Genomic DNA, 24340 nt, shown 5'->3' on the forward strand with positions numbered 1-24340 from the left:
ACCTTCCCAGAGTACTTGTCAAAGCGCCAGTACTCCCCGTAGTCTCGACAACGCAAAGCCCCGACCCGCGGTGACACGCGGGCCGGGGCTGAACGACGGCGAGACCCGGTGGTGACACACCGGGCCCCGCCTCAACCCCGGTCCGGCGGTGACACGCCGGGCCGGGCGCCATCCCTGCCTGATGTGACCAGGAGGAACAACGTGCACGACTTTACTGGCGGTACGGCAAGTACGCCCACCCCCGCAGCCCTCGCGGAAGCCGACGCGCTCACCCACCTCGCCGGGCTCCTCTACGCGAACGCCGCCCACGACGCGGAGACGGCCGGCGACGAGCCCCGCGCCCGGAAGCTGTGGAAGCGCGCCGACCAGAACCTCACCGCGGCGGTGACCGCATGAGCCAGCAGTCCGGCCCCTTCGCCGCGCCGTGGCCCGACGGCGTAATCGGCCGGTACCTCACCGTCGGCGGCGCCACCGTGGACGTCCAAGGCGGTAGCGACCACGGCGTCATGACGTGCCTCGGTTGCGGGGAGGGCTACGCCTCGTTCAACGAGCGCCGCACCCGCGAACTCGCCCAAGGCCACGCCGAGCGCTGCCGCGCCCTGCCCCGACCGGAGGCGACCGCATGAGCGGCCTGCCGCCCCTCGTCGCCCGCTACGCCGCCGCCGTCCAAACCGGCCGCGACATCGCCCGCCAGGTCGGCGCCCGCTACGACGAGAACCCCGCCTGGCGCGCCAACGAAACCCGCATCGAACAACTCTGGGCCGAAGCCCAAGCCGCCGGCCACACCCGCGCCGAACTCATGCGCGCCACCGTCCGAACGGAGGACGCGTGATGGGCTGGCTCGACCGCGTCCTCGGCGACGACCGCCAACGCGCCAAGACCCAGTACCAGGGTCGCGAGTCCGCCAGCGAGACAGCCGCCCGTAAGCGCAGAGAGGGCCACCGCGCCCGCGTCTTCCGCGACGGCGACCAAGCCGGCCAGAAGTTCCGCGGCCGCCGCGACTGGACCTGACCCCACCGACCGCCGCCCCGAGCGAAAATCCCCCCGCTCGGGGCGGCCCCATCTCCACCCCGGAGACCCACCGTGAAGAAGCTGACCGGCGGACAGATCACCGTCCTCGTCATCACCACGATTCCCATGATCGCGGTCGGGATCGGCGGCGCCATCGGCACCTACGCCAACGCGGACTCCGTCCTCCACCGCAAGGAGACCGCGCTCGGCGTTGTTGCCGCGGGCGAAGGCGCCACCCTCGTCGCAGCGCTCGTCATGATCGTCGTGACGATGCTCGGCCAGACCGCGCCCCGCATCGTCCGCGCAGCACTCTGGCTGCTCCCCGCCGCGGCTTCCGTGATGGGCCTCGCTATCGCGCCCACCCTGGCCGAGGCAGTCGTCTTCGCCCTCACCCCTCTTGCCATGACCGCGGCCGCCGAAGGCATCTCCTTCCTCGCCCGCCGGATCGTCGTGCACCGCACCGACATCGACATCGAGGCGCAGCGCCGCAACGCCTCGACGCTGCGGCAGATCGCCTACCACCGGGCGCGCGCCGAACGCCACCCGTGGAAGTGGGTGCGCAAGCGGTCGACGCTCAAGGTGTGGCGGCTCCTGAGCCGGGCTGGCGAGGGCGACGTGCAGCTCGGTGCCGGGCTCGTCACGGTGCAGCGGGAGCGGCTCACTGAGGGCGCGGACGAGGCGCTTGGTGAGCTGCTGACCGGGCGGCCGGCTCGCCCTGAGCTGCTCCCTGCTGAGCCTGTGAGCCGTGAGCCTGAGCCCGACTCGGGCGTTGAGCCCGCGCGTGAGCCGGGCTTCGAGACGACCGTTCAGACGGCGCTCGTCGTTGCCGCGCCCCAGCCTGCACCGGCCGCACCTCCGCTGCCTGTGCAGCCCGTTGACCAGCAGGGATCACGTGAGCCCGTCTTGAGCCCGCCTGAGCCGCTCACCGCGAGCCCCGCTGAGCCGAGCCCTGAGCCGCGTGAGCCAGACCGTGAGCCGGAGGCGGATCAGATCGAGCAGCAGATCATCACCATCGCCTCACGGCTCAGGGCCGGAGACCAGCTCACCAAGACCACCGCGGCTCAACTCCTCGGCGTGAGCCCGGCCACCGGCGGCCGCCGGCTCAAGGCCGCACAGCGCCGGCTCAGCGAAGGAACGGGGTTCTACCCGTGAGCCGCACCCCTGGCCCCGACGAGCGCCGCGTACAGCACTGGCTCCGCCGCCACGGCGTGGGCCCCGACGCGCACGGAGACCTCATGGCCACCGACGACTGGTGGAACGACCTCTACGACGAGACGGACACGAAGGCCGACGACGAGCAGGAGGAGCAGCAGCGGGGCCCGGTGTTCGCCCCGGTCCCCGACTACTACCCGCGCCCCCACATGCCCGCCGTGTTCACCGCGGTCCCGGACCGTGCCGCTGCTGCGGTCAGCCCCAAGACCCGCCGCGCCCTCTACAACGCGTCGGCCGCCGGGGCCGGGTGGGGGCTCGGCCTCTACCAGCAGTGCGCGCACGCGCTCGCCGACTGCGGCCGGCAGTACAGCGTCAGCGGCGCCCTGGTCCTCGGCGTCGGCGGCTGCGTGGTCGTCGCGCACTTCTGGGACCGGCGTACCCGGCACTGGTGGCCCGGCATCGCCTGGGCTGCTCGCATCCCCCTCGCCACCGCCATCCTCGCTCTCGCCCTCTGGGCGCCCGCAGCCTCCTGAACAGGACGAACACGTGATCGCGAACATGCTCGCTACCGCACCCGAGATCAGCGTCGAGGGCGGGAAGATCCTTGGGTCGGTCGGTGCCGGCGGCATCGCCACGGCCCTCACCGTGATCCTCGTCGCCGGGATCCGCGAGCCCAAGGGCGCAGCAGCTGGAGGCGCGCCCGGCAGTGGGGGCGGGGGGAAGAAGTCCCGCATCCGCAAGCGCCTCACCTCCGAGCAGGCCCAGTGGACCGGTGTCGCCGCGGGCACGCTGTACATGACGGCTGGGTCGATCTGGACCATCGGCCGCAACGTCTCCGATGCGTTCGCCGGGATGTTCACCAACGGCGGGTTCGGCGCAGCTGGCATGGGCGCCGTATCCCTCGTGCTCGCCGGCCTCATGTACTTCCGTGAGCTGCCCCCCGGGAAGGCAGCGATCACCGGGATCGTCGCCGCAGGGGTGTGGGCGCAGGCGGGAGGGATCTGGGGCCTGCCGCAGGCCCTGATCCTCACCGGGGCGCACGCGATCGGTGTCCTGTGATGAAGCCGCGCCTGCCCGCGTGGCTCACGGCGGAGATCCGGCCCGTCCTCGTATTCACGGGGGCGGGCTACGCCCTGTGGGCCGGGACGTGCATCCTCGTCCGCCGCTGCTGGGCCCGGCTCGGGGAGCGGTACAGCCTGTGGGAACGGCTCGGCGGCCTAGCCGTGGCCGGCTACCTCGTCGGCTACGGAGCCGTTCACGCCCCCCGCGCGGCCCAGTTCGCGGTCCCCGGAGCCGTCGTCACCTGGTGCGTGGCAGCGTGGTGGGCAGCACCACCAGCCCCCGCCGAGGAGCCCTTCGAGGTGGCTGCTCCGGATGCCCGTGACGCGTTCGTCCGATGGCTCCTCGACCTCATCGGCGACCGCCCCGGCATCCACCTCCGCGAGCTGTACCCCGCGATGCGCCAACTGCCCGGCCACGAGGGGCGCAGCGACCCCGACCTCAGGGCCGCGCTGCGCACCCTCGGCGTGCCCGTCAAACGCAGCCTCCGCATCGGCGGCGTCGCTGGCCGCTCGGGCGTGGCGCGGGCCGCTCTCGAAGCACTCCCCTCCCCAGTCGGAGAGTTGGACGGAGAGCCGGATGGAGACGCAGGTCAGGCCGTAGATTCTCCGGGTGGAGAGTCGGCCGGAGAGCGGTTGGAGAGCGCCTGATGCCCTACGTCTACCGCTGCGCCAGCTGCCGCGCCTCCAGCCCGCCCGGCCCGCGGCGCGCCGCCGAGGACGCCCGGCAGCAGCACCGCGACACCGAACACGGCGGACTCGTCCCGCACGGCGAGGCCATCGTCCGCGTCCCTGGCAGCACCCCGGACCCGGACGGCCGGTACGTGAGCACGGGCGCGGCGCTCGGCCTGCTGGGGCTGCTGGCCCTGGCCGAGTTCCTCGTTCGCGCCTTTGGGCGGTAACTGCGGCTGCCACACTGGCCGGAGCGTCGGCCGCGAACCGGCACCCTGGGAGACGCCTCCACCGCAACGCCCCCTCGATGCGGTGGAGCTGTCCGCATTCCCGCCCCGGCTGTGGGTGGCCGGCGCTAGCATCCCCGGCACCAACGCCTTGGGGGGACCATGCGCCACACCACCGTTCTGCTCGCCTGCCTGCTGCTCGCCGGGGCCGCCACCGGATGCGGGTCGAGCGGCGGCGACGACAAGTCGGCCGCGAAGCCGTCCGCTTCATCCACCGCGGGCAACGACGCCCGCTACCTGAAGGCAGCGAGACAGATCAAGTTCAACGGGACGCCGACCGACGGGGATCTGCTGCTGTACCCGGACTTGTGGTGCAAGGGCCTCGACGCCGGGCATTCGGTGAAGTGGCTGTTCGGGATCCACGACGGTGGCCTGTACCCGGTCGGTGAGGACTGGGGTACGGCGAAGGCGGACGCGGACACGCTGCTCGTGGCCGGGGTGAAGGTGTACTGCCCGAAGAACTCGGGCGCCGTGTTGGACGAGTTGCGGGCGTCGGGCGAGTACTGACCCCGGGCGTAGCGAGGCCCCGCTCGGATCTCGGTCCGGCGGGGCCTCCGTCATGCAGTGGGTCAGCGCCCTGCTTCCGGGGCGTACCAGTACTCCAGCGTTCCGTCTGGCAGGACGACCGGGGTGCCGTCCCCTCGCGTCATGAGCCGGAACGGAGTCCCGAACACGCCTGGCGAGTCGCTGAGGTAGCGGCCCGCCTCGCTGAGCTTGTGTACGTAGGCGAGAGGGGGCGGCTCGTTCCAGGCGTCTGGCAGGGCGACGACGACGGGGCCGTCGGGGTGGCCGCTCAGCGTGGCTCTGCCGCTCATGGGGTCGGCCCCTCACCCGGGCGCACCGAACCCGCGTCCCCCGGGTAGTCGACGCAGTCCTTCGTGTGCTTGATCGCGACAGGCTTTCCACCCGGCCCGGGGGCGACGAGGCGCACGTCCAGGTTGTCGAACGTGGCGTGGCAGTGCGGGCAGTCGACATCGCTCATGCGGTCTTCTCCTCGCTGCCCACCGGGCGCTCCTCCGCCCAGTCCACCATCACCCGCGCCGGGTACGCCCAGCCCGGGTCGAGGCTCACCCGAATCTCCACCAGGAAGCCGGTGTACGGGTGGCGCATGTCGACCCGGCTCGGGGTGTGGGTGACTCCGTCGGCATCGAGCGCGCTCACGGTCACCTCGCCTTCGATGCCGCCCATCTGCCGGAAGGCGAAGACCAAGGGGGCGGCGGCTTCTTGCACGTAGGCGTCGGTGATCATGCGCTGTTCTCCTCGTTGCTCACCATGCGAACCAGGCGCTCCGGCCGCTCGGGCAGGGTCGCGCCGGGGCAGATCGTGTCGTGCTGGCCCGGCAGCCGGGACCAGTGGCGGTGCAGGTTGCCGTTGGCGTATACGCTCGTCAGCTTCCCGCACGCGGGACAATCGCGCTGCGCCTTCACACGCGCCGCCTTCGCAGCGCTGGACCTCTGACGCCGGTGCCACGCATTCGCGAGGTAGCGCGTTACGTCGGGACCGGGGGCGCCGCGTCCCGCGTCCACAACCTTGAGGTGTTGGTTACAGCGGTGGCAGATCAACCCGCGCACCGCCCACACGCCAAGCGCATGGTCGTGGTCGATGAAGAGACGAGCCGTCTCCGCCTTGCAGATCTTGCAGCGTCCCTTGGCGAGGCGACGCAGGTCGTCGTACTCGGCACAGGTCAGCGAGTAACCCGTGTGGTAGCAGGACGCGTGGCCAGACTTCACTGAGCCGCCCGCCCTTCCATGATCAGGCGCCTGACGGTCTCTCGGCTGTAGCCGGTGGCTTCGATGATGTCCTTCTGCGGCAGGTGGTCGGCTGCTTCGGCGAGGCCCTTGGCGCGCTGCTGCTCAGCTTCGGCGATGGCCTCGTCGTAGGCCTGTCGGATCTTGGTGACGTCGTCTCGGGTGACCATACCCCCAGTATGCCTCATGAACTAGGCCTAGCCTAGTTGACATGCCTCATGGATTAGGCCTATCCTATGAGGCATCGCCACCGAGCAAGGGGACCACCGATGAGGCACACCGCACGCGAGACCACCACCGCCACCCTCACCCGCCTCATCAAGGCACTCGACCGCCAGCACCCCGTCACCGTCGCCTACCTGAAGGAAGAGAAGGGCGAAGCCGGCCGCAAGACCGGCGCCCTCGTCGAGACGGTCCGGACCGTCGAGATCTTCGACGTGGTCATCAGCCAGGCCGGCGACATCCTCATCAAGGCCATGGACCGCAGCACCGGTGAAGCTCGCTCCTTCCGTCTCGACCGCATCCGGACCTACTCGATCCACCGCACCCGCTACCTGGTGGAGCGCCCGGCCGCCAGCGACAAGCCGGCCCGGACCACCAGCCTCGCCACCGTGGTTGTCCTCTACCCGGTCGACTGCCCCATCGCCCGCCGCGTCGAGATCCTCGCCGACGCACTCGCCGCCTGACCCGCCGACACGACAGGATGAACCCCATGACCGCCGCGCACGGAGGACACTGACCCCATGGCCATCGCCGACGACATCGAGTTCTACGGCCGCGCAGTCGACGCAGGAGACATGACCCGCGACGCCGCCATCGCCGCCCTCGCGCAGCGCGGCGGCTTCACCGAGGCAGGCGCAGGCGACGTCATCGACAACTGGCAGGCCGCGCGCTCCCAGTTCCAGCAGACGTTCCGCGACGCGGCCGCCAGCCTCGACAAGATCTACGGCCTGGACGACATCCAGCCCTGACCCCCGCTACAGCAGAAGGCCCCGGTTGCCATCCAGGACCGGGGCCTTCGCCCTGCGCGCCACGCCGCCCGCCTTGCACGCATCGCTAACATCAAAGCACGCCCACCGTCATACGTATAACGCCAGGAAGGGGAAGCCGTGGCCAACCCCGAACCCGCCCACGACCGCCAAGGCCGCTTCGCCCGCACCCCCGACCACGCCCGCCGCGACGCAGCCGCAGCAGACCTCCGCGCCAAAGGCCGCACCTACCAGCAGATCGCCGACGAACTCGGCTACAGCGACCGCGGCGAAGCCCACCACGCTGTCCGCCGCGCCATCAACGACATCGCCCGCGAACCCGCCGAAGCCGCCATCCACTTCGAACTCGAACGCCTCGACGCCGAACTCGGCCGCCTCGAACAGCTCGAAACCGCAGCCCGCGAAGTCCTCGAACGCCACCACGTCACCGTCTCCGCCGGCGGCCAGATCGTTCACCACCAGGGCGAACCCCTTCTCGACGACGCGCCCGTCCTCCAAGCCATCGACCGGCTCCTGAAGATCGAAGACTCCCGGCGCCGCAACGGCGAATCCCGCCGCAAGCTCCTCGGCCTCGACGCACCCTCCCGCGTCAGCATCGAAGCCGAGCAACTCGGCCGCGAGATTGGCCGGCTCCTCGACGCGGCCCTCGACGACCCGGGCGAGGCGGCTGGTGACGACACCGACGCGTGAAGAGGTGCACCAGCAGATTCAGCAGCTGGTGCGCGCCGGGGACACGAAGGCGCTGAAGGAGATCCGGGACGGGCTGCAACGGAAGGTAGACCACCGCAACCTGAAACAGCGGTCCCGCCTGTACGCGGGCAACCCCGTCGGCTGGGTGCAGGAGCGACTGCGGCAGGTGGTGTGGTCGAAGCAGCGCGAGATCATGCTGTCCGTCCGCGACAACCGGCGCACCGCCGTCCGCAGTTGTCACGGCGTCGGCAAGTCCCACACGGCCAGTCTGGTTGCGTCGTGGTGGCTCGACACCCACCCGCCCGGCGAAGCCTTCGTCGTAACCAGCGCACCGACCTTTGCTCAAGTCCGGGCCATCCTCTGGCGGTACATCCGCCGCACCCACCGCCGCGGCAAGCTCGCCGGCCGCGTGAACCAGACCGAATGGCACCTCGACGACGAACTCGTGGCGTTCGGCCGCAAGCCCGCCGACCACGACGAGTCCGCGTTCCAGGGCATCCACGCCCGCTACGTCCTCGTCATCCTCGACGAAGCCTGCGGCATCCCCGAGCAGCTGTGGGTGGCCGCGGATGCGCTGACGACGAACGCGGACTGCCGGATCCTCGCCATTGGCAACCCCGACAATCCGTCGTCGCATTTCCGGAAGGTGTGCCAGCCCGGCTCCGGCTGGCACGTCATCGGGATCAGCGCGTTCGAGTCGCCCAACCTGACTGGCGAGGAAGTCCCTGACGAGGTGGCGCAGGCCCTCGTCGGCCGTGAGTGGGTGGAGGAGAAGGCCCGCGAGTGGGGCGAGGACAACCCTCTCTATAAGTCCAAGGTGCTCGGCGAGTTCAGCGAGGACGCCCCGAACAAGGTCGTCCGTGCATCCGACGTGGCACGCTGCCGCATCGACCCCGAGAGGCGGCCGGCCGCCGACGACCTTCTGCCCGTGGAGCTCGGCGTCGACGTCGGTGGCGGCGGGGACGAGACCGTCATCCGGGAGCGCCGCGGCCGGCGTGCGGGCCGGGAGTGGCGGGCGCATACAGACCGGCCGGAGAAGATCGCGCCGCTCGTCCTGCAAGCCATCAAAGAGTCCGGAGCCACCGCCGTGAAGGTCGACAGCATCGGCGTCGGCTTCGGCGTGATCGGCGAACTCCGCAATGCAGCCGGCCGCGGCGAGCACCATGCGCACGTCATGGCCGTGAACGTGGCAGAGGCGGCCTCACAGCCGAAAAAGTTCATCAACCTGCGGGCCGAGATGTGGTGGGAGCTGGGCCGCGGCCTGTCCGAGTCGGGCGGCTGGGATCTGGCGTCGATGGAGAACGGCGACACGACGGTCGCCCAACTGCTGGAACCCCGCTGGGACGTGGACCCGAAGGGGCGGATCCGGGTGGAGCCGAAGGACGAGATCAGGAAGCGGCTCGGCCGGAGCCCGGACAACGCGGACGCACTGCTGCTCGCGTACTACGCGGCGGGCCGCCCGAGGGTGAGGTTCGTCGGATGAGGAGAGGTCACGTGAACCTAAAGAGACTGAAAGATTTGCGGCCTGCCACCCTCTTGACAGGAGGATTTACACTCATCACAGCAGGATGCTGGAATATCTTCGGCACAGGGGTTGGTCTCATCGCCGGAGGAATCCTCACGTGCGTCCTCCAGTGGGTGCTCGACAGCGACTGACGTGAAGGAGGTGGCCGATGGGCAAGACGCTCTTCGGCTCCCTCGGTAAAACCGTCTCCACCTTCACCAACCGCTCACCCATCGCCCTTGCCCCCACTGCGGGCCGCTCCGGGCTCATCACCAACTACCTCCGCCCCGCCGGCCAAGAGGCCCAGATGCGGGCCATGGGGTCGGTGGGCACTCTCTTTGCGATCGTCGAGCGGATCACCACTTCGTACAGCCAGGTCGAGTGGAAGCTGTACCGCAGCGCCAAGTCGGGCCGCCCGGAGGACCGGGTCGAGGTCACCTCCCACGCCGCCCTCGACCTGTGGAACCAGCCGAACCCGTTCATGACCGGCCCGCAGTGGCGTGAGGCGACGCAGCAGCACGAGGAACTGACCGGCGAGCAGTGGTGGATCATCACCAAGGACGAGCGGTTCGACATCCCGCTGGAACTCTGGTTCGCCCGTCCCGACCGCATGGTCCCGATCCCGGACCGCGACACTTTCCTGTCCGGGTACAAGTACTCGTCGCCCACAGGGGAGCAGGTCCCCCTCGAACTCGACGACGTCATCATGCTCCGCAGGCCGAACCCCTTGGACCCGTACCGCGGGTGGGGCCCGGTACAGACGCTCCTCGCCGACCTCGACTCCAGCCGCGCGAGCGCCGAGTGGAACGCCAATTTCTTCAGGAACTCGGCGCAGCCTGGCGGCATCGTCCAGGCCAGCCAGCGGCTCAGCGATGACGAGTTCAACGAGTTCCGCGACCGCTGGAACGAACAGCACCGGGGCGTGCAGAACGCCCACAGGGTTGCCCTGCTGGAGAACGGCCTGGAGTGGGTCGACCGCAGCTACTCGATGGCGGACATGCAGTTCGCGGAGCTCCGCAACGCATCCCGCGAGGTCATCCGCGAGGCCTTCGCTTTCCCCAAGCCGATGTTGGGAACCGTCGACGACGCCAACAGAGCCAATATGGAGGCGGCCGTCGACATGTTCAGCCGCTGGCTCATCCGGCCTCGGCTGCGCCGCATCCAGGAAGTCCTCAACACGCGCCTACTGCCGATGTACGGGGCAATGGGCAAGGGCCTGGAGTTCGACTTCGAGGACCCCGTCACCGGGGACGTCGAGATGGAATCCAAGCAGCTCACCGCCCAATCCGGAGCAGCAGCACAGCTGGTCGCCGCAGGCTTCGACCCGGCCGACGTCCTCTCCGCAGTCGGACTGCCCGAGATCGCGTTCACCGGCGCACCGGCAGCGCGTGCCCTGCCTCCCGCACCGCCCGAGCCGGCCGCCGCATGGACGGCATCCGTGTCCGGGCTCCTCGGCTCCGCCCCGGCCATCCGGAACGCGAGCAGCGACACTGACCAGATGCGGCGCGACCACGAGGCCGCGCTCGCCGCGCTGCTCCTCGCGTTCGCCCCGGTCGAAGACGACTGGATCGTCAACCTCGGCATTCAGATCGAGCAGGCCGTCAACGCTGCCGACGCGGCAGCCCTGGCCGCACTCTCCCTCGACTCCACGCGCGCCGCTGATGTGGTGCGGACCGCGCTCGAAGACGCAGCGCAGCAGGCCGCAGACCGTATGGCCGACGAGGCACGCCGGCAGGGTATGGCTGTGGCAGTGCCGCAGGTTGCCGGGCTGGTGACGGCTATCGCGTCTGCTGTTGCCGCGCTGATCGCCTCGAATTTCGCTTCGACGGCGGCGCAGGAGGCTGTGCGGCGGTTCCTGCCTGGGGTGTCCGCGGCTGAGGTGGCGGCCGCGGTGAAGAGCATGCTCCGCACCCTGAAGGGGACGTTCAAGCGCGACCAGCTCGGCGGTGCTGTCCACCGGGCGCAGAACACCGGCCGGATCGCAACGCTGAAGGCCGCACCGACCGCGCGCTGGATTGCCAGCGAGGCGAACGACATCAACACCTGCCAGCCCTGCGCCGCAGTCGACGGCACCGAGTTCACCACGCTCGACGAGGTGACCGCCGCCTACGGGGCCGGCTCGTACATCGACTGCGAGGGCGGCATCCGCTGCCGCGGCACCGTCGAGGCTTTCTGGGATCAGGGAGACAACGGATGAGCGCCCGTCAGCCGCACACGCTGCGGGTCAGCCGGTCAGAGGAGGAGGCCACGCCATGAGCCGCATGCAGGGCTTCAACCCGTCCGCCGAGGTGTCCGCGTTCGTCAACGTGCAAGCCAGGGCCCGCGGTCCGCAGGCACAGGCCGCCGACGACGGGCGCCGCTGCTACCGCATCACCAACGCCGCGTCCCCGGACGAGGCTGAACTGCTCCTCTACAACGACATCGGCGGATGGTTCGGCACCTATGCGGACGAGTTCGTCGAAGAACTCAACGCCATCAGCGCACCCCGGCTGACGGTCCGTCTTAACAGCCCCGGCGGTTCGGTGTTCCAGGGTCTGGCCATCGCCTCGGCGCTGCGCACACACCCGGCGGACATCACGGTGCGGGTGGACGGGATCGCCGCGAGCATCGCGTCCGTCATCGCGCTGGCAGGCGATCGGCTCGTGGTCATGCCCGGGGCGACGCTGATGATTCACGAAGCCGCCGGAGAGGCGTGCGGGGACTCGTCGGTGATGGCCAAGATGGCCGAAGTCCTCGACACCCTCTCGGCAAATATCGCCGATATGTACGCCGCGAAGGCCGGCGGGACCCGTGACGAGTGGCGTCAGCGGATGGTCGACGAGACGTGGTTCCTGGCCGACGAGGCCGTGGCTGCTGGGCTTGCTGACGAGGTAGGCCCGAGCCGGGCGGCGGGGCCTGAGGAGCCGGAGATGCGGCAGCAGTTCGACCTCACCGCCTACGGCTACACCGGACCCGCCCGGCCGGAGGCGCCGCAGCCCACCCCGCCGCCCGTCGCACAGGCTGAGCCGCAGACCGACGAGCCCACGCTGACCGCGGACGTCCGCTCCCTGATCGGCGAGGAAGTCGCCGCGCAGCTCCGTGCCGCCGTCACCCCGGCTCCGGAGCCCGAGCCAGTTCACGAGGCCGTGCCGGAAGCGCCCACGGCTGAGGTGCGCGGCGAGCACGGGCCCGAACTCCTCGACCTCCAGCCCGAACCGGCAGCGCCAGCGGTCGACCCGTGGACGGCCGCTGTCGCCCGCCTCATCCAGCCAGCACGAGACCCCTGGGCCGCACTCGTGGCCCGCTTCACCCCCAGCACGTCGGCGGACAGCTCGGCGACGCAGGAAGCCTGAAGGAGGCACCAGTGGCAACACCTACACTCCCGAGCAACGACGCCGAGCTGGCGGAGATGCTTTCGGACCCGGCCACGGCCGCACCCATCGTCGAGTCTCCCGAGACGCTGACGAACTTCATCACCCAGTACGCCAACCGGCAGCAGGGCGACGGCACCGAACTGAACCGGCAGATCGCCGAGGAAACGCAGCGCCAGTTCGCCGCCATGCTCCGCGACCATGGCGCCGACGCCAGCCAGAAGGACGCCGCGCAGGCGATCAAGCGGCTCGACCTCGACCCGCAGGCCAAGCGCGGCGGCATGCTCACCTCGCACCGGCAGGGCACCGCCTACAACGCGGCCGCGGCTGGCGCGCAGGTGGACAAGCACTTCGAGAACTCGATCGACTACGTGCGCAACATCTGGCACAAGAACCCGAACGCGGACGCGGAGAAGCTCGGCGCCCTGCGCAACGCGGCGTCGTCGGTGTCGCCTGCGGACGGCGGGTTCCTCGTTCCGGAGACCCTGCGCAGCCAGCTCCTTCAGCTCGCGCTGGAGCAGTCGGTCGTCCGCCCTCTCGCCACGGTCGTCCCCATGGACAGCGCGCGCGTGCCGTTCCCGATGATCGACACCACCACCAACAGCGGTTCGGTGTTCGGCGGCATGGTCGCCTACTGGGGTGAGGAAGGCGCAGCGCTCACCGACTCGAACCCGAAGTTCGGCCGTGTCACCCTCGACGCGAAGAAGCTCACCGGCCTCTCCGCGGTGCCGAACGAGCTGCTCCAGGACAGCATCGTCTCGTTCTCCGCCCTCATCGAGACGCTGTGGCCGCAGGCCCTCGCGTTCGAGGAGGACGCCAAGTTCCAGACCGGCTCCGGCACCGGTGAACCCCAGGGCTTCCGCGGCGCTACGAACTCGGCCGCGATCGCGGTAGCGCGCACGACGACCAGCCAGGTCAAGTACCCCGACGTCGTCAACATGTTCGCGCAGATGCTGCCCTCCAGCCTCTCGCGCGCCGTGTGGATGTGCTCCCCGGACGTCCTGCCGCAGCTCCTCCAGATGAGCCTCACCGTGGGCACCGGCGGCAACAGCGTGTTCGTCGTCAACGCGGCCGCCGGGATGCCGATGTCCATCTTCGGCCGCCCGCTGATCATCACGGAGAAGGCTGGCGCGCTCGGCGCCCGCGGTGACCTGTCCTTCGTCGACCTGTCGTACTACCTCGTGGGCGACCGGCAGATCATGACCGCCGACTCCAGCACGGACTACAACTTCGGCTCCGACAAGACGACGTTCCGGATCATCCAGCGCGTCGACGGCCGCCCCTGGATCCAGGCCGCCATCACCCCCCAGAACGGCAGCACCAACAAGCTGAGCCCGTTCATCGAGCTCGCCGCGTAACACCCTTGGCCGGCCGCGGCATTTACACCCCGCGGCCGGCTTCGACCGGGCCGGCAGTGTCGCCCCGGACCGGATATCCAGACAGGAGAAAGCCCATGGCATCCGAAGGACTTGGCAGGCTGTTCGACATCAGCATCGGCGCGGCTCCGGTCGACCTGTCCGCTGCTGCGACCACCGGCAAGCGGGTGAGCCTGAAGAAGGCGGGCGCGCTGACGATCGTCGTCTTCAAGGCGGCGGGCACGGCCGGTGACGACCCGACGGTGACGCTGAAGCAGCACACCGCGTCGTCCTCGGGTACGTCGTCGAACCTCGCGGTCATCGACCACTACTACCTGAAGAACGCGACCACCCTCGCGGGCACGGAGACCTGGTCCCGGGTGTCGCAGGCCGCGGCCGCGACGATCGCCGACCCGGGCGGCGCCGGCACGTCGGCCGAGTCGCAGCAGATCATCGCCATCCCCGTCCTCGGCACCAGCCTGTCGGACGGCTACTCCTACGTGTCCCTGGACGTCGCGGATGTCGGCACGAACGCGCAGCTCGGTTGCGTGCTCTACCTGCTCCACGACCTGACCGCGGGCCGCGCGCCGGCGAACCTCGCGGCGGCGCTGGGCTGATGGCGGTCTGGGAGTGCGCGGAGTGCACCACCGCCTATTCGGTGGGCGCTCCGCGGTGTCCGCAGTGCGGGTCGACCGTGCGAGTCAACGAGAAGACGCAGCCTTCGGAGGAGGACGAGATGGCGAAGATCAGCGTCCATGGCGGCGCCACGAACGCCGCCGAGGGTGAAGGAGGTGAGGACGTATCAGCTGGTACGAGCTCCTCGACATCCAGCGAGACGCCGTCGCCGAGTTCCGGGCCGAGCGAGCCCGCCCGCCCATCGCGTGCCCGCGGTGCGGGGAGCCGCTCGAAGCCGGGCCGGACAGCGGCGTCCTCCACTGCCGGTTCGACGGATGGCAGTGGCCCCGAGACCGGCACTGCTGACGACGAGGGCTGAGGGGAGGGACGACGGTGACCATCCGCGACAACCTGATCTTCAAGGCGTCCGGGCTGATGCTGAACTCCAGCACCAACCACGTCAGCGCGGGCGTGACGAACGCGCAGACCGGGCGTATCGAGGCGATCGACATCTCGACGATCTCCAGCGGCCTGCTCGTCGTCCACGCCCCCAACGCCCCCACCGGCACCAGCCCCACGCTCGCGGTGTTCTTCGAGGTCGCGGACGAGTTCGGGAACTGGGTCCTCACCTCGAACGCGACCGCGATCAGCGGCGCCGTCCTCAACAGCTCGGGCTACACCTACGGCCAGATCACCAATGGCTACAGCCTCGGCAACCAGGGCCGCATCCGCTGGGCCATCACTGGCAGTGCCTCGCCCACATTCACCGGGGTCGGGTTCAGCCTGTACGGCCGCGCCTGACCGACAGCACATCAGCACCTGAGAGGAGGTGACGAGAGATGGACGAGCCCGTGTACGCGACCCGCGAGGACGTCATGCGTGCCCTCGACGTGAAGGAGTCGGCCCGTAACCGGCGGGAGATCGACAGTGCTCTCGCCGCCGCCTCCCGCAGCGTCGACAGCCTCTGCCACCGCACGTTCTACCCGGTGCTGGCCACGAAGTACTTCGACTGGCCGGCTCCGCAGTACGGGACGGCGTGGCGGGTGTGGCTCGACGACAGTGAGCTCGCCTCGCTGAACTCGATCAGCAGCGGCGGCACGACGATCTCCACCTCTGACGTCCTGCTGGAGCCGAACCGGACCGGGCCTCCCTACAGCAGGCTCGAACTCAACATCGGCTCCGACGCCTCGTTCGGCGGCGGCCCCACCTACCAGCGCGACATCCAAGTCGACGGCGTGTGGGCTGGCTGCGCGCTCGTAGAGGCCGCGCTCGGCGACACGGTCGGCGCGATCGACGACACGCAGACCACGGTGACGGTGGACGGCGCCACGTCCGCTGAGGTCGGGGTCGGGTCGCTGCTGCGCCTGGGCTCCGAGCGCCTGATCGTCATCGGCCGCACGCAGGCGTCCACGGGGCAGACCGGGACGCTCGGCGGCGGGAAGAGCGACGTCGCCCTCACCGTCGCCGACGGCACCGAATACGCGGTGGACGAGGTGCTGCTCCTCGACGCGGAGCGAATCCGGATCGACGACATCGCAGGGAACGTGCTGGCTGTCGAGCGGGCCTACGACGGGACCGTCCTGGCCGCGCACACGAGCGCGCCGATCTACGCGCCGCGGACGCTGACCGTGACCCGCGGCGCGCTCGGCACCACCACCGCGAGCCACAACTCGGGCACCACGGTGAACCGCTGGGTCCCGCCCGGCCTGGTCCACCAGCTCGCCAAGGCCGAGGCGATCACCATCCTCACGCAGGAGCGCTCCGGCTGGTTCCTGAAGGCCTCCACCACCGGCAACAGCGCGGCGAAGGTGTCCGCGGACGCGCTCCAGACGCTGCGGGATCAGACGTACACCGAGCACGGGCGTAAAGCCCGCCACAGGGCGGTGTGACATGCCTGAAGCGATGTTCGACATCCGGGTCGCCAAGAGGGGCCCCATGTTCGACGGGCGCACCGCCGCGGCCATGCACCGGTTCCAGGACGAGATCAGCCTGCGGATCGCCGAGCAGGGCGAAAAGCTCATCCGCCAGCGACTCAAGGCTGTGCTCCAGCACCCGACCGGCTACTACGAGTCCAGGATCAGCGTGGACCGGGCCGGACAGGGCTATCGGGTGTCTGACGGCAACGTAATCTATGGCCCATGGCTAGAAGGAACTTCAAGCAGGAACAGCCCGGTGACCAGGTTCCCGGGGTACTCGACATTTCGTCGGACGAAGCCCCTGGTGGACCAGAAGGCGCGTCAGATCGCGGTTCAACTGCTGGCCCGGTACAAGGCGATGGGGCTGCTGTGAGCGCGAAAGAACTGGAACGGCGCCGGAAGATCGCCGAATCGAAGAGGGGCAAAAAGCGCCCCGACGTGGCCGAGCGGAACCGCTCCGCCGCCATGCGCGCGATCCCGCGCGTCATCTCTGACGAGGCACGCGAGCGCATGTCCCGCGACCGGACCAAGCACGGGCACGCCCGCCGCCGCCCCGAGCAGCGACAGGGCACCGCGACGTACTACATCTGGGGCGCCATGCTCCAGCGCTGCACCAACACGAACAACGCCGACTGGAAGGACTACGGCGGCCGGGGCATCACGGTGTGCGAGCGGTGGCGGGAGTTCAAGAACTTCCTCACGGACATGGGCGAGCGGCCGCCCGGCATGTCGATCGACCGGATCGACAACAACGGCCCCTACGCGCCGGAGAACTGCCGTTGGGCGACGACACGTCAGCAGGCGGCGAACAGCCGGAAGGTGACGCTCTCCGACGCCGACGTTGCGTGGGTCCGCGCGAACCCGAACAAGACCCTCCAGGAACTGGCCGACGCCCTGGGCTGCGGCAAGACGACCATCGTGCGCATTCGTAAGCGAGAGGGGAGGTTCGAGTGAGCCTCGACATTCGCACCATCCTCGACGCGGTGGAGTCCCACGCCCTGAGCAGCGGGTTCTTCTCCGCGGTGAACGGTCACGAACCGAAGAGCGCGCCGCAGTCGGGGATTACCTGCGCGGTGTGGGTGGAGCAGATCGGGCCCGCCCGCGGTGGCTCCGGCCTGGACTCGACCAGCGCCCGCCTCGCACTCAACGTCCGCCTCTACACGTCGATGGTGTCCGAGCCGGAAGACGCCATCGACCCCGACATGATGACCGCCCTCGACGCGCTCATGGCCGCCTACTCAGGCGACTTCGAACTCGACGGCCTCGTCCGCCAAGTCGACCTTCTCGGCCACTACGGCGACCCGCTCGGGGCGCGCGCCGGCTACCTGACGACGTCGGGGGCCGAATACCGGGTGCTCACGATCACCCTTCCCCTCATCGTCAATGATCTTTGGAGCCAAAGTGCCTAGGGGCGAGTACGTCCGGTCTCCCGAGTACCGGGCCAAGATGAGCGCGGCCATGACGGGTCACGCCCTCGGCGCCGAGGGGCGCCGCAAGGTTGCCGAAGCACGGACCACTCACGGCATGTCAAAGCTCCCGGAATACAAGGTCTGGGAGGCGATGAAGCGCCGTTGCCTGCGTCCTCGCGACCCGGCGTGGAAGGACTACGGCGGCCGAGGCATCACCGTCTGCGAGCGCTGGATGCGCTTCGAGAACTTCATCGCAGACATGGGCCGTCGCCCGGAGGGGCTCACCCTTGATCGGATCGACAACGACGGCCCCTACTCGCCGGAGAACTGCCGGTGGGCAACTCGCTCTCAGCAGGCAAAGAACCGACGCCGTCACGGCTTTGCGTCGCGGAACTGGCGCCCTTACAAGTCGCAGGAGGCGTAGATGAAGAGCAGCGGGCTGGGCGACAACTTCTACATCGCGGGCTACGACATGTCCGGTGACATCGGCAGCATCACGGTGTCCGGGGGCCCGGCGACGCTCGACGTGACCGGCATCGACAAGAGTGCGCATGAGCGGATCGGTGGCGTGCGCACGGGCGCGATGTCGTGGAAGGCCTTCTTCAACCCGACGCTGGGGCTGACGCACGACGTGCTCGCGGCGCTCCCCACAGCGAACGTGATCTGCACGTATGCGCGCGGCACCACCCTCGGGAACCCGGCGGCGTGCCAGACGTCGAAGCAGATCAACTACGACGGCACGAGGGCCGACGGCGGCGAGTTCACGTTCGCGGTCGAGGCGCAGTGCAACGGCTTCGGCGTGGAGTGGGGCCAGCAGCTCACCGCCGGGAAGCGCACGGACACTGCGGCGACAAACGGAACATCGATCGATACGACGGCATCAGCCGCGTTCGGCGCGCAGGCGTACCTCCAGGTCTTCGCGCCGTTCACGGGCACGGACGCCACGGTGAAGATCCAGGACTCGGCGGACAACTCCAGCTTCGCCGACGTCACCGGGCTCACCTTCACGCAGATCACCGCCGGGCCCACCAGCGAGCGGGTCGCCACCACGTCCGCGGCGACCGTGCGCCGCTACCTCCGCGCCGTGACCACGACGACTGGCGGGTTCTCCTCGCTGACGTTCTCGGTCGTCGTGGTGAAGAACGCGACGGCGGTGAGCTTCTGATGAACCGGATCCAGCCCCAGATGGGCGCCGAGGCCTACAAGACGTACTCCATCGTCGCGCCCGCCTCATCGCACTTCCGCAAGGCCACCTGCGCCGAGACGGACTGCCCCGACTACCTCAACGGCTGGCGCGTCCGCGTCGAGGGCCTGGACGAGGAGTTGCTGCACGCGGCGAAGACGTCCGGCCGCCGGTTCGTCGAGATGCCGATCGCGGCGGGCGAGACGTGGCTGCACTTCGAGGCCGGCCAGCCCTGCTTCCGCGCCGGCGAGCACCGGCTGCGCCTGGACAAGCCGGAGCTGTACCTCGTCCGGGACGGCGATCACCGCGGCAACCCCCGCCGCACCAAGACGCGGATGCACCAGAAGCCCGAGTTCTGGGTGGAGGACTTCGGCGAGCACCAGCAGAACATCGCAGATCAGATTGAGAGGGGCTGACCCATGGCGAAGAGCTCGGGCCTCGGATGGTCGACCGCATCGGTGGACGACTCGTCGGGCACGCCGCAGGCCATCAAGAACGACTTCACGAACCTCCAGTTCGCCACCCCGCGCGGCGTGCAGGACATCACTGGCGTGGACAAGTCGGCCTACGAGCGGCTGCTGCTGCTCGCCGACTTCTCGGTGACGCTGAACGGCGTCTTCAACCCCGCGTCGAACATGTCGCACGACGTGTTCAAGACCGTGCCGTCCACGTCGGTGAACCGCACGGTGACGCTCACCGTGTCCGGCAAGACGCTCGCCAACGAAGTGCTGTTCACCGACTACCCGTTGACCAGGGCGGACGGCGGCGAGCTCACGTTTGCCGTGCCTGGCGTGCTCGCGGACGGCGCAGTTCCGACCTGGGCCTGACCTAAACGTCCCGCTTTGTCAGCTTCTAGAGAGGGGGCCCACGTGGGCTTCAAGCGCAACCCCAAGATCTACCGCCTGAAGTGGGAGGACGGTGACTACTCCGGCCTCGAAGTGTCCATCCGCTCCCTCAACATGGGCCAGCTCCTGGAAGCCAAGTCCGGGAAGAGCGCCAGCGGGAAGGACGGCCTGGAGGGCACCGTCGAGCTCCTCGCCGACCGGATCGTCGACTGGAACCTCGAAGACGAGCAGGGCACTCCGGTCCCGGCCACGCTGGAGGCGATGAAAGGCGAGGACGACGACCTGATCCTCGACATCATCAACAAGTGGATGGAAGCCGTCTCCGGGGTCCCCGCCCCTTTGGAGATGCCCTCACCCTCTGGCGAGATTTCCCAGGTGGCCTCCATTCCGACGGAAGCCCTGTCACCGAGCCTGGCGAGCTGACCTACGCCCAACTGATTCTCAACCTCTGCGACCGGTGGCATAAGACGCCGTCGGAGATTGAGGCCGAGCCTGCTGAGACATTCCGCCTGCTGGAGATCGAGCGATTGGGGGTGAATCCAGAAGATGGCGAACGTGGTGGAGATTCTGGTTACGGCTAAGAATCTCACCGGCCCCGCGATGGCTTCGGTTAACGCCGAGGTGAATAAGGCCGGTTCGGGAATGAAGACATTCCACAAGACGGCGTTGCTCGCAGGCGCGGGGCTGGCTGCAATCGGCGTCGAGTCGATCAAGATGGCCGCACACTTCGACTCCAGTATGACGCTGCTGCACACGCAGGCGGGTGTGGCGCAATCGAAGATGGCCGGGCTGAAGTCGGGCGTGCTCAGTCTCGCGGCGAAGGTCGGGCAGGACCCCGACAGCCTCGCGGAGTCGCTGTTCCACGTCGAGTCGAACTTCGAGTCCATGGGCATCTCGTCGAAGAAGGCTCTGGCGCTGACCGAGACTGCAGCGAAGGGCGCGACTGTCGGTCACGCGGATCTCGTCGACGTCACCAATGCGCTGACGGCCGCTGTCGCTTCGGGCATTCCCGGTGTGCAGAACTTCGACAAGGCGATGGGTGTCCTCAACGCCACTGTCGGTGTCGGCGACATGAAGATGCAGGATCTCGCCTCGGCTTTTGGTAGTGGCATGGTTGCCACGGTCAAGGGATTCGGCCTCAACATCAACGACGTCGGTGCGGCGTTGGCGGTATTTGGCGACAACAACATTCGCGGGGCGTTGGCGGGCAACCAGCTCCGTATGTCGGTGATGGCTCTGGCCAACCCGATCAAGGGGTCCGAGGCCGCCCTCAAGACGCTCGGTCTGACCCAGAACACTCTCGCGAAGGACATGCAGAAGGGTGGCTTGAAGCTCGCTCTGGAAGACCTTGTCGCCCGAATGAAGAAGGCCGGGATCTCCTCGAAGGAGCAGGGTCAGGTCATCACTGAGGCGTTCGGCCGAAAGGCGGGCGCGGGCCTGAACGTTCTCGTGTCGCAGATGGATCGCCTGGAGTCGAAGTACCCGGCACTGTCAGAGGGGGCGCACAAGTTCGGCAAGAGCTGGGAGGACACGCAGAAGACTTTCGCAGTTCAGATGAAGGAGTTGCAGTACGGGTTCGAGGCGCTGTCGATCACCGTCGGGGAGAAGCTGATCCCGCCGCTTCAGTCGGTGGTCGGGGTGATGCTCGCGCACAAGGGCGCAACAGTTGCTTTCGCTGGCGCTCTCGTGGGGCTCGCGGCGGCAGCCGTCACGGTCTCTGTCGCTATCAAGGCGATCGCCGCGGCAAAGCTGGTGTGGGGCGGTCTCTCGAAGGGCGCCGTCGCAGTCCAGGGCGTGTTCGAGACGGTCGCTCTGAAGGCGATGTACATGCGCGGGGCATTCGTCGCGGCTGGCGGCGGGGTCCGTGGTCTCGGGGCCGCGTTCTCGACGCTGAGCACCGGCGCGAAGCTGGGCGTGGTGGCCGCCGGCATCGGCGCGGTGGTCCTGGCGCTGCATGAGCTTGCCGGGTACGACCGGGCGCCGATCGACGTGGACCGGCTGACGACGTCGCTGGGGAATCTGGGGCGGTCCGGGAAGGTGACGGGCGAGCTTCAGCACAACCTGGCGGATCTGAGTACGAGCATCGCGATGGTGTCGAAGGGCGCCTCTGACAACAAGCTCGCCACCTGGGTCTCGGACTTCGGTGCGTGGAGTGGTCTCGCGAGCGGGCCGGGTATTTCGCGGGCGAAGGAGAACGTCGACGCGGTCGACAAGAGCCTCGCGAATCTGGTGCAGAACGGGCATGCGGACACTGCGCGCGCTGCCGCTGAGCGTCTGGAGAAGGCGTGGATCGCCGGGGGCGGGTCGGCGAAGCGGTTCAAGGCGACGATGGACGACTACGAGGGCGCGCTCGGGGGCGTGAGTCTGGGCGAGAAGCTGTCGGCCGACTCGATGGGCACGTTCGGCCAGGCCGCCGTGGACACCCAGAAGTCTCTCGACGCTGAGGCGATGAGCGCCAAGGGCTTGGAGCAGTCGATCATGGCGCTCAACGCGGTACACCGCGCTGCGTTCGACGCTGAGACGGCGTTCGAGCAGGCCATCTCCGACTCCTCGAAGGCTGTGAAGGAGAACGGGCGCACCCTCAACATCCACACGGACGCGGGCCGGAAGAACCGTGCTGTGCTGTCGGATCTCGCGGCCAAGACCGAGGACTACATCGACAAGATGAACAAGCAGCACTTCGCTGCTGACCAGGTCGACAAGGCCTACGCCAAGGGCCGGAAGGCGTTCATCGACACGGCGATGGCGATGGGTGACACCCGCAAGGAAGCAGAGAAGCTGGCCAAGCTGCTCCTCAATCCCCCGAAGGCGCAGGCCACAAAGCTGAAGGTCGACAAGAAGGCGGCGGAGGCGGACCTCAAGTCGTTCAACGCAGCCGTGAAGAAGACGCCCGGCTCGAAGTCTGTGACGCTGAAGGCGCTGTCCAAGAGCGGCGAGAAGGTCTTGGAAGCCTTCGGGTTCAAGATCAAGCACCTGAAGAACGGCCAGGTGCAGATCATCGCGAAGGACGGCCAGGCCCTCGGCGCGATCTCGAACGTCAACGCTGCGATGAACGCCGTGGATGGGAAGACGGCCACCACCTACGTCATCACCAAGACGTCCACGTCGAATGCGGGCTCCGTGTTCCACGAGGGCGGCAAGTACGCGGCCGGCGGCATGGTGCGCCGCTACGCCGACGGCGGTGGTATCGAGGGCGGCTCGGGCACGCAGGATGATGTGCCGCTGCTGGCGATGGGCGGCGAGTTCATCGTCAACAAGAAGCAGACGTCGAAGTACCGGGCGTTGCTGGAGGCGATCAACGAGGACCGGGTGCCGCACTTCGCCAAGGGCGGCAAGGTCAAGCTGACCAAGGCGCAGAAGAAGGCGCAGGCCCAGGCGAAGGCTGCCGCGAAGGCCGAGTCCGACGCCCGTCACGAGCTGCACGGCGAGTTCGGCATCAGCTACTTCGGGCGGGCGGCGGGCTACAAGCGGACCCCGTTCGAGCACAATCTGGGTGCGCCGTCGGATGTGAACGCGCTGGTGTCGTCGCTGAACGAGGCGGCGGGGCAGATCAAGGCCGCGTTCCACGGACGCACCGAGTCGAACCTGCTCAAGCACCTCAACTCGGTGGGCAAGAGCCTGATCAACTACGAGAAGAAGCTGACCTCGGTCACTGCGTCGCTGGACAAGGCGAAGGACAAGCTGAACTCGCTGAAGGACGCGGCATCGCAGCTGAAGGACTCGGTGAAGTCCAGCCTGATCAGCTCGGCGAACATCACCAAGGGCGCCGGGGCAGACACCACGGTGACGCTGGGGTCGATCCGCGGGCAGATGACGATGTCGCGGGACAAGGTGACCGCGTTCGCGTCCGCGCTGAAGCAGCTCAAGGCGAAGGGCTACAGCAAGAGCATCATTCAGCAGGTCGCTGAGGCCGGTGTCGACGGCGGCGGCCTGGAGACGGCCGGGGCGCTGCTGGAGGCGTCGTCGTCTGAGGTGTCGTCGATCAACTCGGTGCAGGGGCAGATCGAGTCTGCTGCTGGCTCGGCAGGCAAGACCACCTCGGATGCGGTGTATGGGGCTGCGATCAAGGCGCAGACCGCGGTCGTGAAGTCGCTGACCGCGTCGCAGAACAGCCTGAAGAAGAGCATGGACAAGCTGGCCAAGTCCATGGAGAAGCTGATCGAGAAGGCGATCAAGGGCAAAGCCAGCGGCGGGATCGTCGGCGCGGCCGCCACGGGCGGTATCCGGTCGGGGCTGACGTGGGTGGGCGAGCAGGGGCCCGAGCTGGCGGAGCTGCCGGTGGGGTCGCGGGTGTTGTCGAACCCGGACAGCATGCGGCGGCTCGCTCTGGCTCAGGCTCCGTGGGCGTCGATGCTCAACACCCCCCGCCGGGCTCCTGCTGCTGCTGGCGGGGCGCCGGCGGGTGGGGACGGTGCGCCGCTCGTGATTCAGCTTCGCATCGGCGACAAGGACTTCGGCGAGCTGTGGGTGGACACGGGCCGCAAGCAGGTCCGGGCCCGCGGCGGCATCGAGGCAACACTCCAGCCGCCTCGCGGCCGGTAAGAGGAGAGGAACGT

34 protein-coding genes are annotated in these 24340 nt (G+C 68.8%); 29 read left to right on the top strand and 5 right to left on the bottom strand.

From position 1 onward, the window contains the following. Positions 1–201: 201 nt before the first annotated feature. From ACFWI4_RS08745 to ACFWI4_RS08790, 10 genes are all read left to right on the top strand, one after another. Entirely contained in the window at positions 202–396 is a 195-nt protein-coding gene (locus ACFWI4_RS08745) for a hypothetical protein (RefSeq protein WP_387192490.1), read from the top strand. Beyond that, on the top strand, positions 393–626 hold the full coding sequence (locus ACFWI4_RS08750) for a hypothetical protein (RefSeq protein ID WP_387192493.1): 234 nt from the start codon (positions 393–395) through the stop codon (positions 624–626). The genes ACFWI4_RS08745 and ACFWI4_RS08750 overlap by 4 nt, the downstream gene beginning before the upstream one ends. Next, positions 623–832, top strand: coding sequence for a hypothetical protein (locus tag ACFWI4_RS08755; RefSeq protein ID WP_387192496.1), 210 nt, complete (start codon positions 623–625; stop codon positions 830–832). Before ACFWI4_RS08750 ends, ACFWI4_RS08755 begins: the two co-directional genes overlap by 4 nt. Continuing rightward, positions 832–1011 carry a hypothetical protein gene (locus ACFWI4_RS08760; protein WP_387192499.1) on the top strand — a complete coding sequence of 60 codons (180 nt, stop codon included), beginning with the start codon at positions 832–834 and terminating at the stop codon, positions 1009–1011. The genes ACFWI4_RS08755 and ACFWI4_RS08760 overlap by 1 nt, the downstream gene beginning before the upstream one ends. A 72-nt stretch (positions 1012–1083) precedes the next feature. Beyond that, positions 1084–2163 carry a hypothetical protein gene (locus ACFWI4_RS08765; protein ID WP_387192502.1) on the top strand — a complete coding sequence of 360 codons (1080 nt, stop codon included), beginning with the start codon at positions 1084–1086 and terminating at the stop codon, positions 2161–2163. Further along, a complete protein-coding gene (locus ACFWI4_RS08770) occupies positions 2160–2696 on the top strand; it encodes a hypothetical protein (RefSeq protein WP_387192505.1) in 537 nt (178 codons plus the stop codon). The genes ACFWI4_RS08765 and ACFWI4_RS08770 overlap by 4 nt, the downstream gene beginning before the upstream one ends. A 13-nt stretch (positions 2697–2709) precedes the next feature. Beyond that, positions 2710–3222, top strand: a complete 513-nt coding sequence (locus tag ACFWI4_RS08775; protein WP_387192509.1) for a hypothetical protein — start codon at positions 2710–2712, stop codon at positions 3220–3222. After that, positions 3222–3872 carry a hypothetical protein gene (locus ACFWI4_RS08780; protein ID WP_387192512.1) on the top strand — a complete coding sequence of 217 codons (651 nt, stop codon included), beginning with the start codon at positions 3222–3224 and terminating at the stop codon, positions 3870–3872. The genes ACFWI4_RS08775 and ACFWI4_RS08780 overlap by 1 nt, the downstream gene beginning before the upstream one ends. Further along, the gene (locus tag ACFWI4_RS08785; protein ID WP_387192515.1) at positions 3872–4123 is read left to right on the top strand and encodes a hypothetical protein; all 252 of its coding nucleotides are present in this window, start codon (positions 3872–3874) and stop codon (positions 4121–4123) included. The genes ACFWI4_RS08780 and ACFWI4_RS08785 overlap by 1 nt, the downstream gene beginning before the upstream one ends. A gap of 159 nt (positions 4124–4282) precedes the next feature. Then, a complete protein-coding gene (locus tag ACFWI4_RS08790; protein WP_387192518.1) occupies positions 4283–4687 on the top strand; it encodes a hypothetical protein in 405 nt (134 codons plus the stop codon). Positions 4688–4749: 62 nt separating this feature from the next. Here ACFWI4_RS08790 and ACFWI4_RS08795 read toward each other — a convergent pair whose 3' ends face one another. From ACFWI4_RS08795 to ACFWI4_RS08815, 5 genes are read right to left on the bottom strand one after another with little or no spacing between them, the layout of a single operon-like run. After that, entirely contained in the window at positions 4750–4995 is a 246-nt protein-coding gene (locus ACFWI4_RS08795) for a hypothetical protein (RefSeq protein ID WP_387192521.1), read from the bottom strand. After that, a complete protein-coding gene (locus tag ACFWI4_RS08800; protein ID WP_387192524.1) occupies positions 4992–5162 on the bottom strand; it encodes a hypothetical protein in 171 nt (56 codons plus the stop codon). The genes ACFWI4_RS08795 and ACFWI4_RS08800 overlap by 4 nt, the downstream gene beginning before the upstream one ends. After that, positions 5159–5428 carry a hypothetical protein gene (locus tag ACFWI4_RS08805; RefSeq protein ID WP_387192527.1) on the bottom strand — a complete coding sequence of 90 codons (270 nt, stop codon included), beginning with the start codon at positions 5426–5428 and terminating at the stop codon, positions 5159–5161. Before ACFWI4_RS08805 ends, ACFWI4_RS08800 begins: the two co-directional genes overlap by 4 nt. Then, the gene (locus tag ACFWI4_RS08810; protein ID WP_387192530.1) at positions 5425–5910 is read right to left on the bottom strand and encodes an endonuclease domain-containing protein; all 486 of its coding nucleotides are present in this window, start codon (positions 5908–5910) and stop codon (positions 5425–5427) included. Before ACFWI4_RS08810 ends, ACFWI4_RS08805 begins: the two co-directional genes overlap by 4 nt. After that, a complete protein-coding gene (locus ACFWI4_RS08815; protein WP_387192533.1) occupies positions 5907–6098 on the bottom strand; it encodes a hypothetical protein in 192 nt (63 codons plus the stop codon). Before ACFWI4_RS08815 ends, ACFWI4_RS08810 begins: the two co-directional genes overlap by 4 nt. Positions 6099–6197: 99 nt before the next feature. Here ACFWI4_RS08815 and ACFWI4_RS08820 point away from each other — a divergent pair, with 99 nt between their 5' ends. The 19 genes from ACFWI4_RS08820 (at position 6198) to ACFWI4_RS08910 (ending at position 24326) form a co-directional block, all read left to right on the top strand. Next, positions 6198–6614, top strand: a complete 417-nt coding sequence (locus tag ACFWI4_RS08820; protein ID WP_387192536.1) for a WYL domain-containing protein — start codon at positions 6198–6200, stop codon at positions 6612–6614. 57 nt (positions 6615–6671) lie between these two features. Continuing rightward, positions 6672–6899: a hypothetical protein gene (locus tag ACFWI4_RS08825; RefSeq protein WP_387192539.1), complete on the top strand. Its 228-nt coding sequence runs from the start codon at positions 6672–6674 to the stop codon at positions 6897–6899. 138 nt (positions 6900–7037) lie between these two features. Continuing rightward, positions 7038–7607 (top strand): hypothetical protein, encoded by a 570-nt coding sequence (locus ACFWI4_RS08830; protein WP_387192541.1) that lies wholly within the window; start codon positions 7038–7040, stop codon positions 7605–7607. Further along, positions 7588–9090, top strand: a complete 1503-nt coding sequence (locus ACFWI4_RS08835) for a hypothetical protein (protein WP_387192544.1) — start codon at positions 7588–7590, stop codon at positions 9088–9090. Before ACFWI4_RS08830 ends, ACFWI4_RS08835 begins: the two co-directional genes overlap by 20 nt. A gap of 190 nt (positions 9091–9280) precedes the next feature. After that, positions 9281–11308 (top strand): phage portal protein, encoded by a 2028-nt coding sequence (locus tag ACFWI4_RS08840; RefSeq protein ID WP_387192547.1) that lies wholly within the window; start codon positions 9281–9283, stop codon positions 11306–11308. 55 nt (positions 11309–11363) lie between these two features. After that, a complete protein-coding gene (locus ACFWI4_RS08845; RefSeq protein ID WP_387192550.1) occupies positions 11364–12443 on the top strand; it encodes a head maturation protease, ClpP-related in 1080 nt (359 codons plus the stop codon). A gap of 11 nt (positions 12444–12454) precedes the next feature. Next, positions 12455–13819 carry a phage major capsid protein gene (locus ACFWI4_RS08850; RefSeq protein ID WP_387192553.1) on the top strand — a complete coding sequence of 455 codons (1365 nt, stop codon included), beginning with the start codon at positions 12455–12457 and terminating at the stop codon, positions 13817–13819. A 95-nt stretch (positions 13820–13914) separates the two neighbouring features. Continuing rightward, positions 13915–14433: a hypothetical protein gene (locus ACFWI4_RS08855; RefSeq protein ID WP_387192556.1), complete on the top strand. Its 519-nt coding sequence runs from the start codon at positions 13915–13917 to the stop codon at positions 14431–14433. Positions 14434–14824: 391 nt separating this feature from the next. Next, complete coding sequence (locus ACFWI4_RS08860; protein ID WP_387192559.1) at positions 14825–15232, top strand: hypothetical protein; 408 nt, start codon at positions 14825–14827, stop codon at positions 15230–15232. Positions 15233–15270: 38 nt separating this feature from the next. Further along, on the top strand, positions 15271–16320 hold the full coding sequence (locus tag ACFWI4_RS08865; protein WP_387192561.1) for a hypothetical protein: 1050 nt from the start codon (positions 15271–15273) through the stop codon (positions 16318–16320). Between the two features lies 1 nt (position 16321). Beyond that, the gene (locus ACFWI4_RS08870) at positions 16322–16720 is read left to right on the top strand and encodes a hypothetical protein (RefSeq protein ID WP_387192564.1); all 399 of its coding nucleotides are present in this window, start codon (positions 16322–16324) and stop codon (positions 16718–16720) included. After that, the gene (locus ACFWI4_RS08875; RefSeq protein WP_387192567.1) at positions 16717–17301 is read left to right on the top strand and encodes a hypothetical protein; all 585 of its coding nucleotides are present in this window, start codon (positions 16717–16719) and stop codon (positions 17299–17301) included. The genes ACFWI4_RS08870 and ACFWI4_RS08875 overlap by 4 nt, the downstream gene beginning before the upstream one ends. Beyond that, positions 17298–17756, top strand: coding sequence for a hypothetical protein (locus ACFWI4_RS08880; protein ID WP_387192570.1), 459 nt, complete (start codon positions 17298–17300; stop codon positions 17754–17756). Before ACFWI4_RS08875 ends, ACFWI4_RS08880 begins: the two co-directional genes overlap by 4 nt. Positions 17757–17793: 37 nt before the next feature. After that, the gene (locus ACFWI4_RS08885) at positions 17794–18180 is read left to right on the top strand and encodes a hypothetical protein (RefSeq protein WP_387192572.1); all 387 of its coding nucleotides are present in this window, start codon (positions 17794–17796) and stop codon (positions 18178–18180) included. Then, entirely contained in the window at positions 18181–18921 is a 741-nt protein-coding gene (locus ACFWI4_RS08890) for a hypothetical protein (RefSeq protein ID WP_387192575.1), read from the top strand. Beyond that, on the top strand, positions 18921–19355 hold the full coding sequence (locus tag ACFWI4_RS08895) for a hypothetical protein (protein ID WP_387192578.1): 435 nt from the start codon (positions 18921–18923) through the stop codon (positions 19353–19355). The genes ACFWI4_RS08890 and ACFWI4_RS08895 overlap by 1 nt, the downstream gene beginning before the upstream one ends. 3 nt (positions 19356–19358) lie before the next feature. Then, positions 19359–19766, top strand: coding sequence for a hypothetical protein (locus tag ACFWI4_RS08900; protein WP_387192581.1), 408 nt, complete (start codon positions 19359–19361; stop codon positions 19764–19766). Between the two features lie 42 nt (positions 19767–19808). Continuing rightward, positions 19809–20207: a hypothetical protein gene (locus tag ACFWI4_RS08905; protein WP_387192584.1), complete on the top strand. Its 399-nt coding sequence runs from the start codon at positions 19809–19811 to the stop codon at positions 20205–20207. Between the two features lie 132 nt (positions 20208–20339). Beyond that, positions 20340–24326, top strand: a complete 3987-nt coding sequence (locus ACFWI4_RS08910; protein WP_387192587.1) for a phage tail tape measure protein — start codon at positions 20340–20342, stop codon at positions 24324–24326. Positions 24327–24340: the final 14 nt, after the last annotated feature.

Source organism: Streptomyces sp. NPDC127038 (assembly GCF_042725875.1).
In the GTDB taxonomy this organism is placed as follows: domain Bacteria; phylum Actinomycetota; class Actinomycetes; order Streptomycetales; family Streptomycetaceae; genus Streptomyces.

Bases quoted from the DNA above. Each gene is read 5' to 3' on its own strand.
- ACFWI4_RS08825 (WP_387192539.1), top strand. From the start codon at position 6,672: ATGGCCATCGCCGACGACATCGAGTTCTACGGCCGCGCAGTCGACGCA.
- ACFWI4_RS08800 (WP_387192524.1), bottom strand. From the start codon at position 5,162: ATGAGCGATGTCGACTGCCCGCACTGCCACGCCACGTTCGACAACCTG.
- ACFWI4_RS08855 (WP_387192556.1), top strand. From the start codon at position 13,915: ATGGCATCCGAAGGACTTGGCAGGCTGTTCGACATCAGCATCGGCGCG.
- ACFWI4_RS08845 (WP_387192550.1), top strand. From the start codon at position 11,364: ATGAGCCGCATGCAGGGCTTCAACCCGTCCGCCGAGGTGTCCGCGTTC.
- ACFWI4_RS08795 (WP_387192521.1), bottom strand. From the start codon at position 4,995: ATGAGCGGCAGAGCCACGCTGAGCGGCCACCCCGACGGCCCCGTCGTC.
- ACFWI4_RS08865 (WP_387192561.1), top strand. From the start codon at position 15,271: ATGGACGAGCCCGTGTACGCGACCCGCGAGGACGTCATGCGTGCCCTC.
- ACFWI4_RS08890 (WP_387192575.1), top strand. From the start codon at position 18,181: ATGAAGAGCAGCGGGCTGGGCGACAACTTCTACATCGCGGGCTACGAC.
- ACFWI4_RS08900 (WP_387192581.1), top strand. From the start codon at position 19,359: ATGGCGAAGAGCTCGGGCCTCGGATGGTCGACCGCATCGGTGGACGAC.
- ACFWI4_RS08820 (WP_387192536.1), top strand. From the start codon at position 6,198: ATGAGGCACACCGCACGCGAGACCACCACCGCCACCCTCACCCGCCTC.
- ACFWI4_RS08755 (WP_387192496.1), top strand. From the start codon at position 623: ATGAGCGGCCTGCCGCCCCTCGTCGCCCGCTACGCCGCCGCCGTCCAA.
- ACFWI4_RS08805 (WP_387192527.1), bottom strand. From the start codon at position 5,428: ATGATCACCGACGCCTACGTGCAAGAAGCCGCCGCCCCCTTGGTCTTC.
- ACFWI4_RS08780 (WP_387192512.1), top strand. From the start codon at position 3,222: ATGAAGCCGCGCCTGCCCGCGTGGCTCACGGCGGAGATCCGGCCCGTC.
- ACFWI4_RS08885 (WP_387192572.1), top strand. From the start codon at position 17,794: ATGAGCGCGGCCATGACGGGTCACGCCCTCGGCGCCGAGGGGCGCCGC.
- ACFWI4_RS08895 (WP_387192578.1), top strand. From the start codon at position 18,921: ATGAACCGGATCCAGCCCCAGATGGGCGCCGAGGCCTACAAGACGTAC.
- ACFWI4_RS08785 (WP_387192515.1), top strand. From the start codon at position 3,872: ATGCCCTACGTCTACCGCTGCGCCAGCTGCCGCGCCTCCAGCCCGCCC.
- ACFWI4_RS08840 (WP_387192547.1), top strand. From the start codon at position 9,281: ATGGGCAAGACGCTCTTCGGCTCCCTCGGTAAAACCGTCTCCACCTTC.
- ACFWI4_RS08750 (WP_387192493.1), top strand. From the start codon at position 393: ATGAGCCAGCAGTCCGGCCCCTTCGCCGCGCCGTGGCCCGACGGCGTA.
- ACFWI4_RS08870 (WP_387192564.1), top strand. From the start codon at position 16,322: ATGCCTGAAGCGATGTTCGACATCCGGGTCGCCAAGAGGGGCCCCATG.
- ACFWI4_RS08760 (WP_387192499.1), top strand. From the start codon at position 832: ATGGGCTGGCTCGACCGCGTCCTCGGCGACGACCGCCAACGCGCCAAG.
- ACFWI4_RS08790 (WP_387192518.1), top strand. From the start codon at position 4,283: ATGCGCCACACCACCGTTCTGCTCGCCTGCCTGCTGCTCGCCGGGGCC.
- ACFWI4_RS08815 (WP_387192533.1), bottom strand. From the start codon at position 6,098: ATGGTCACCCGAGACGACGTCACCAAGATCCGACAGGCCTACGACGAG.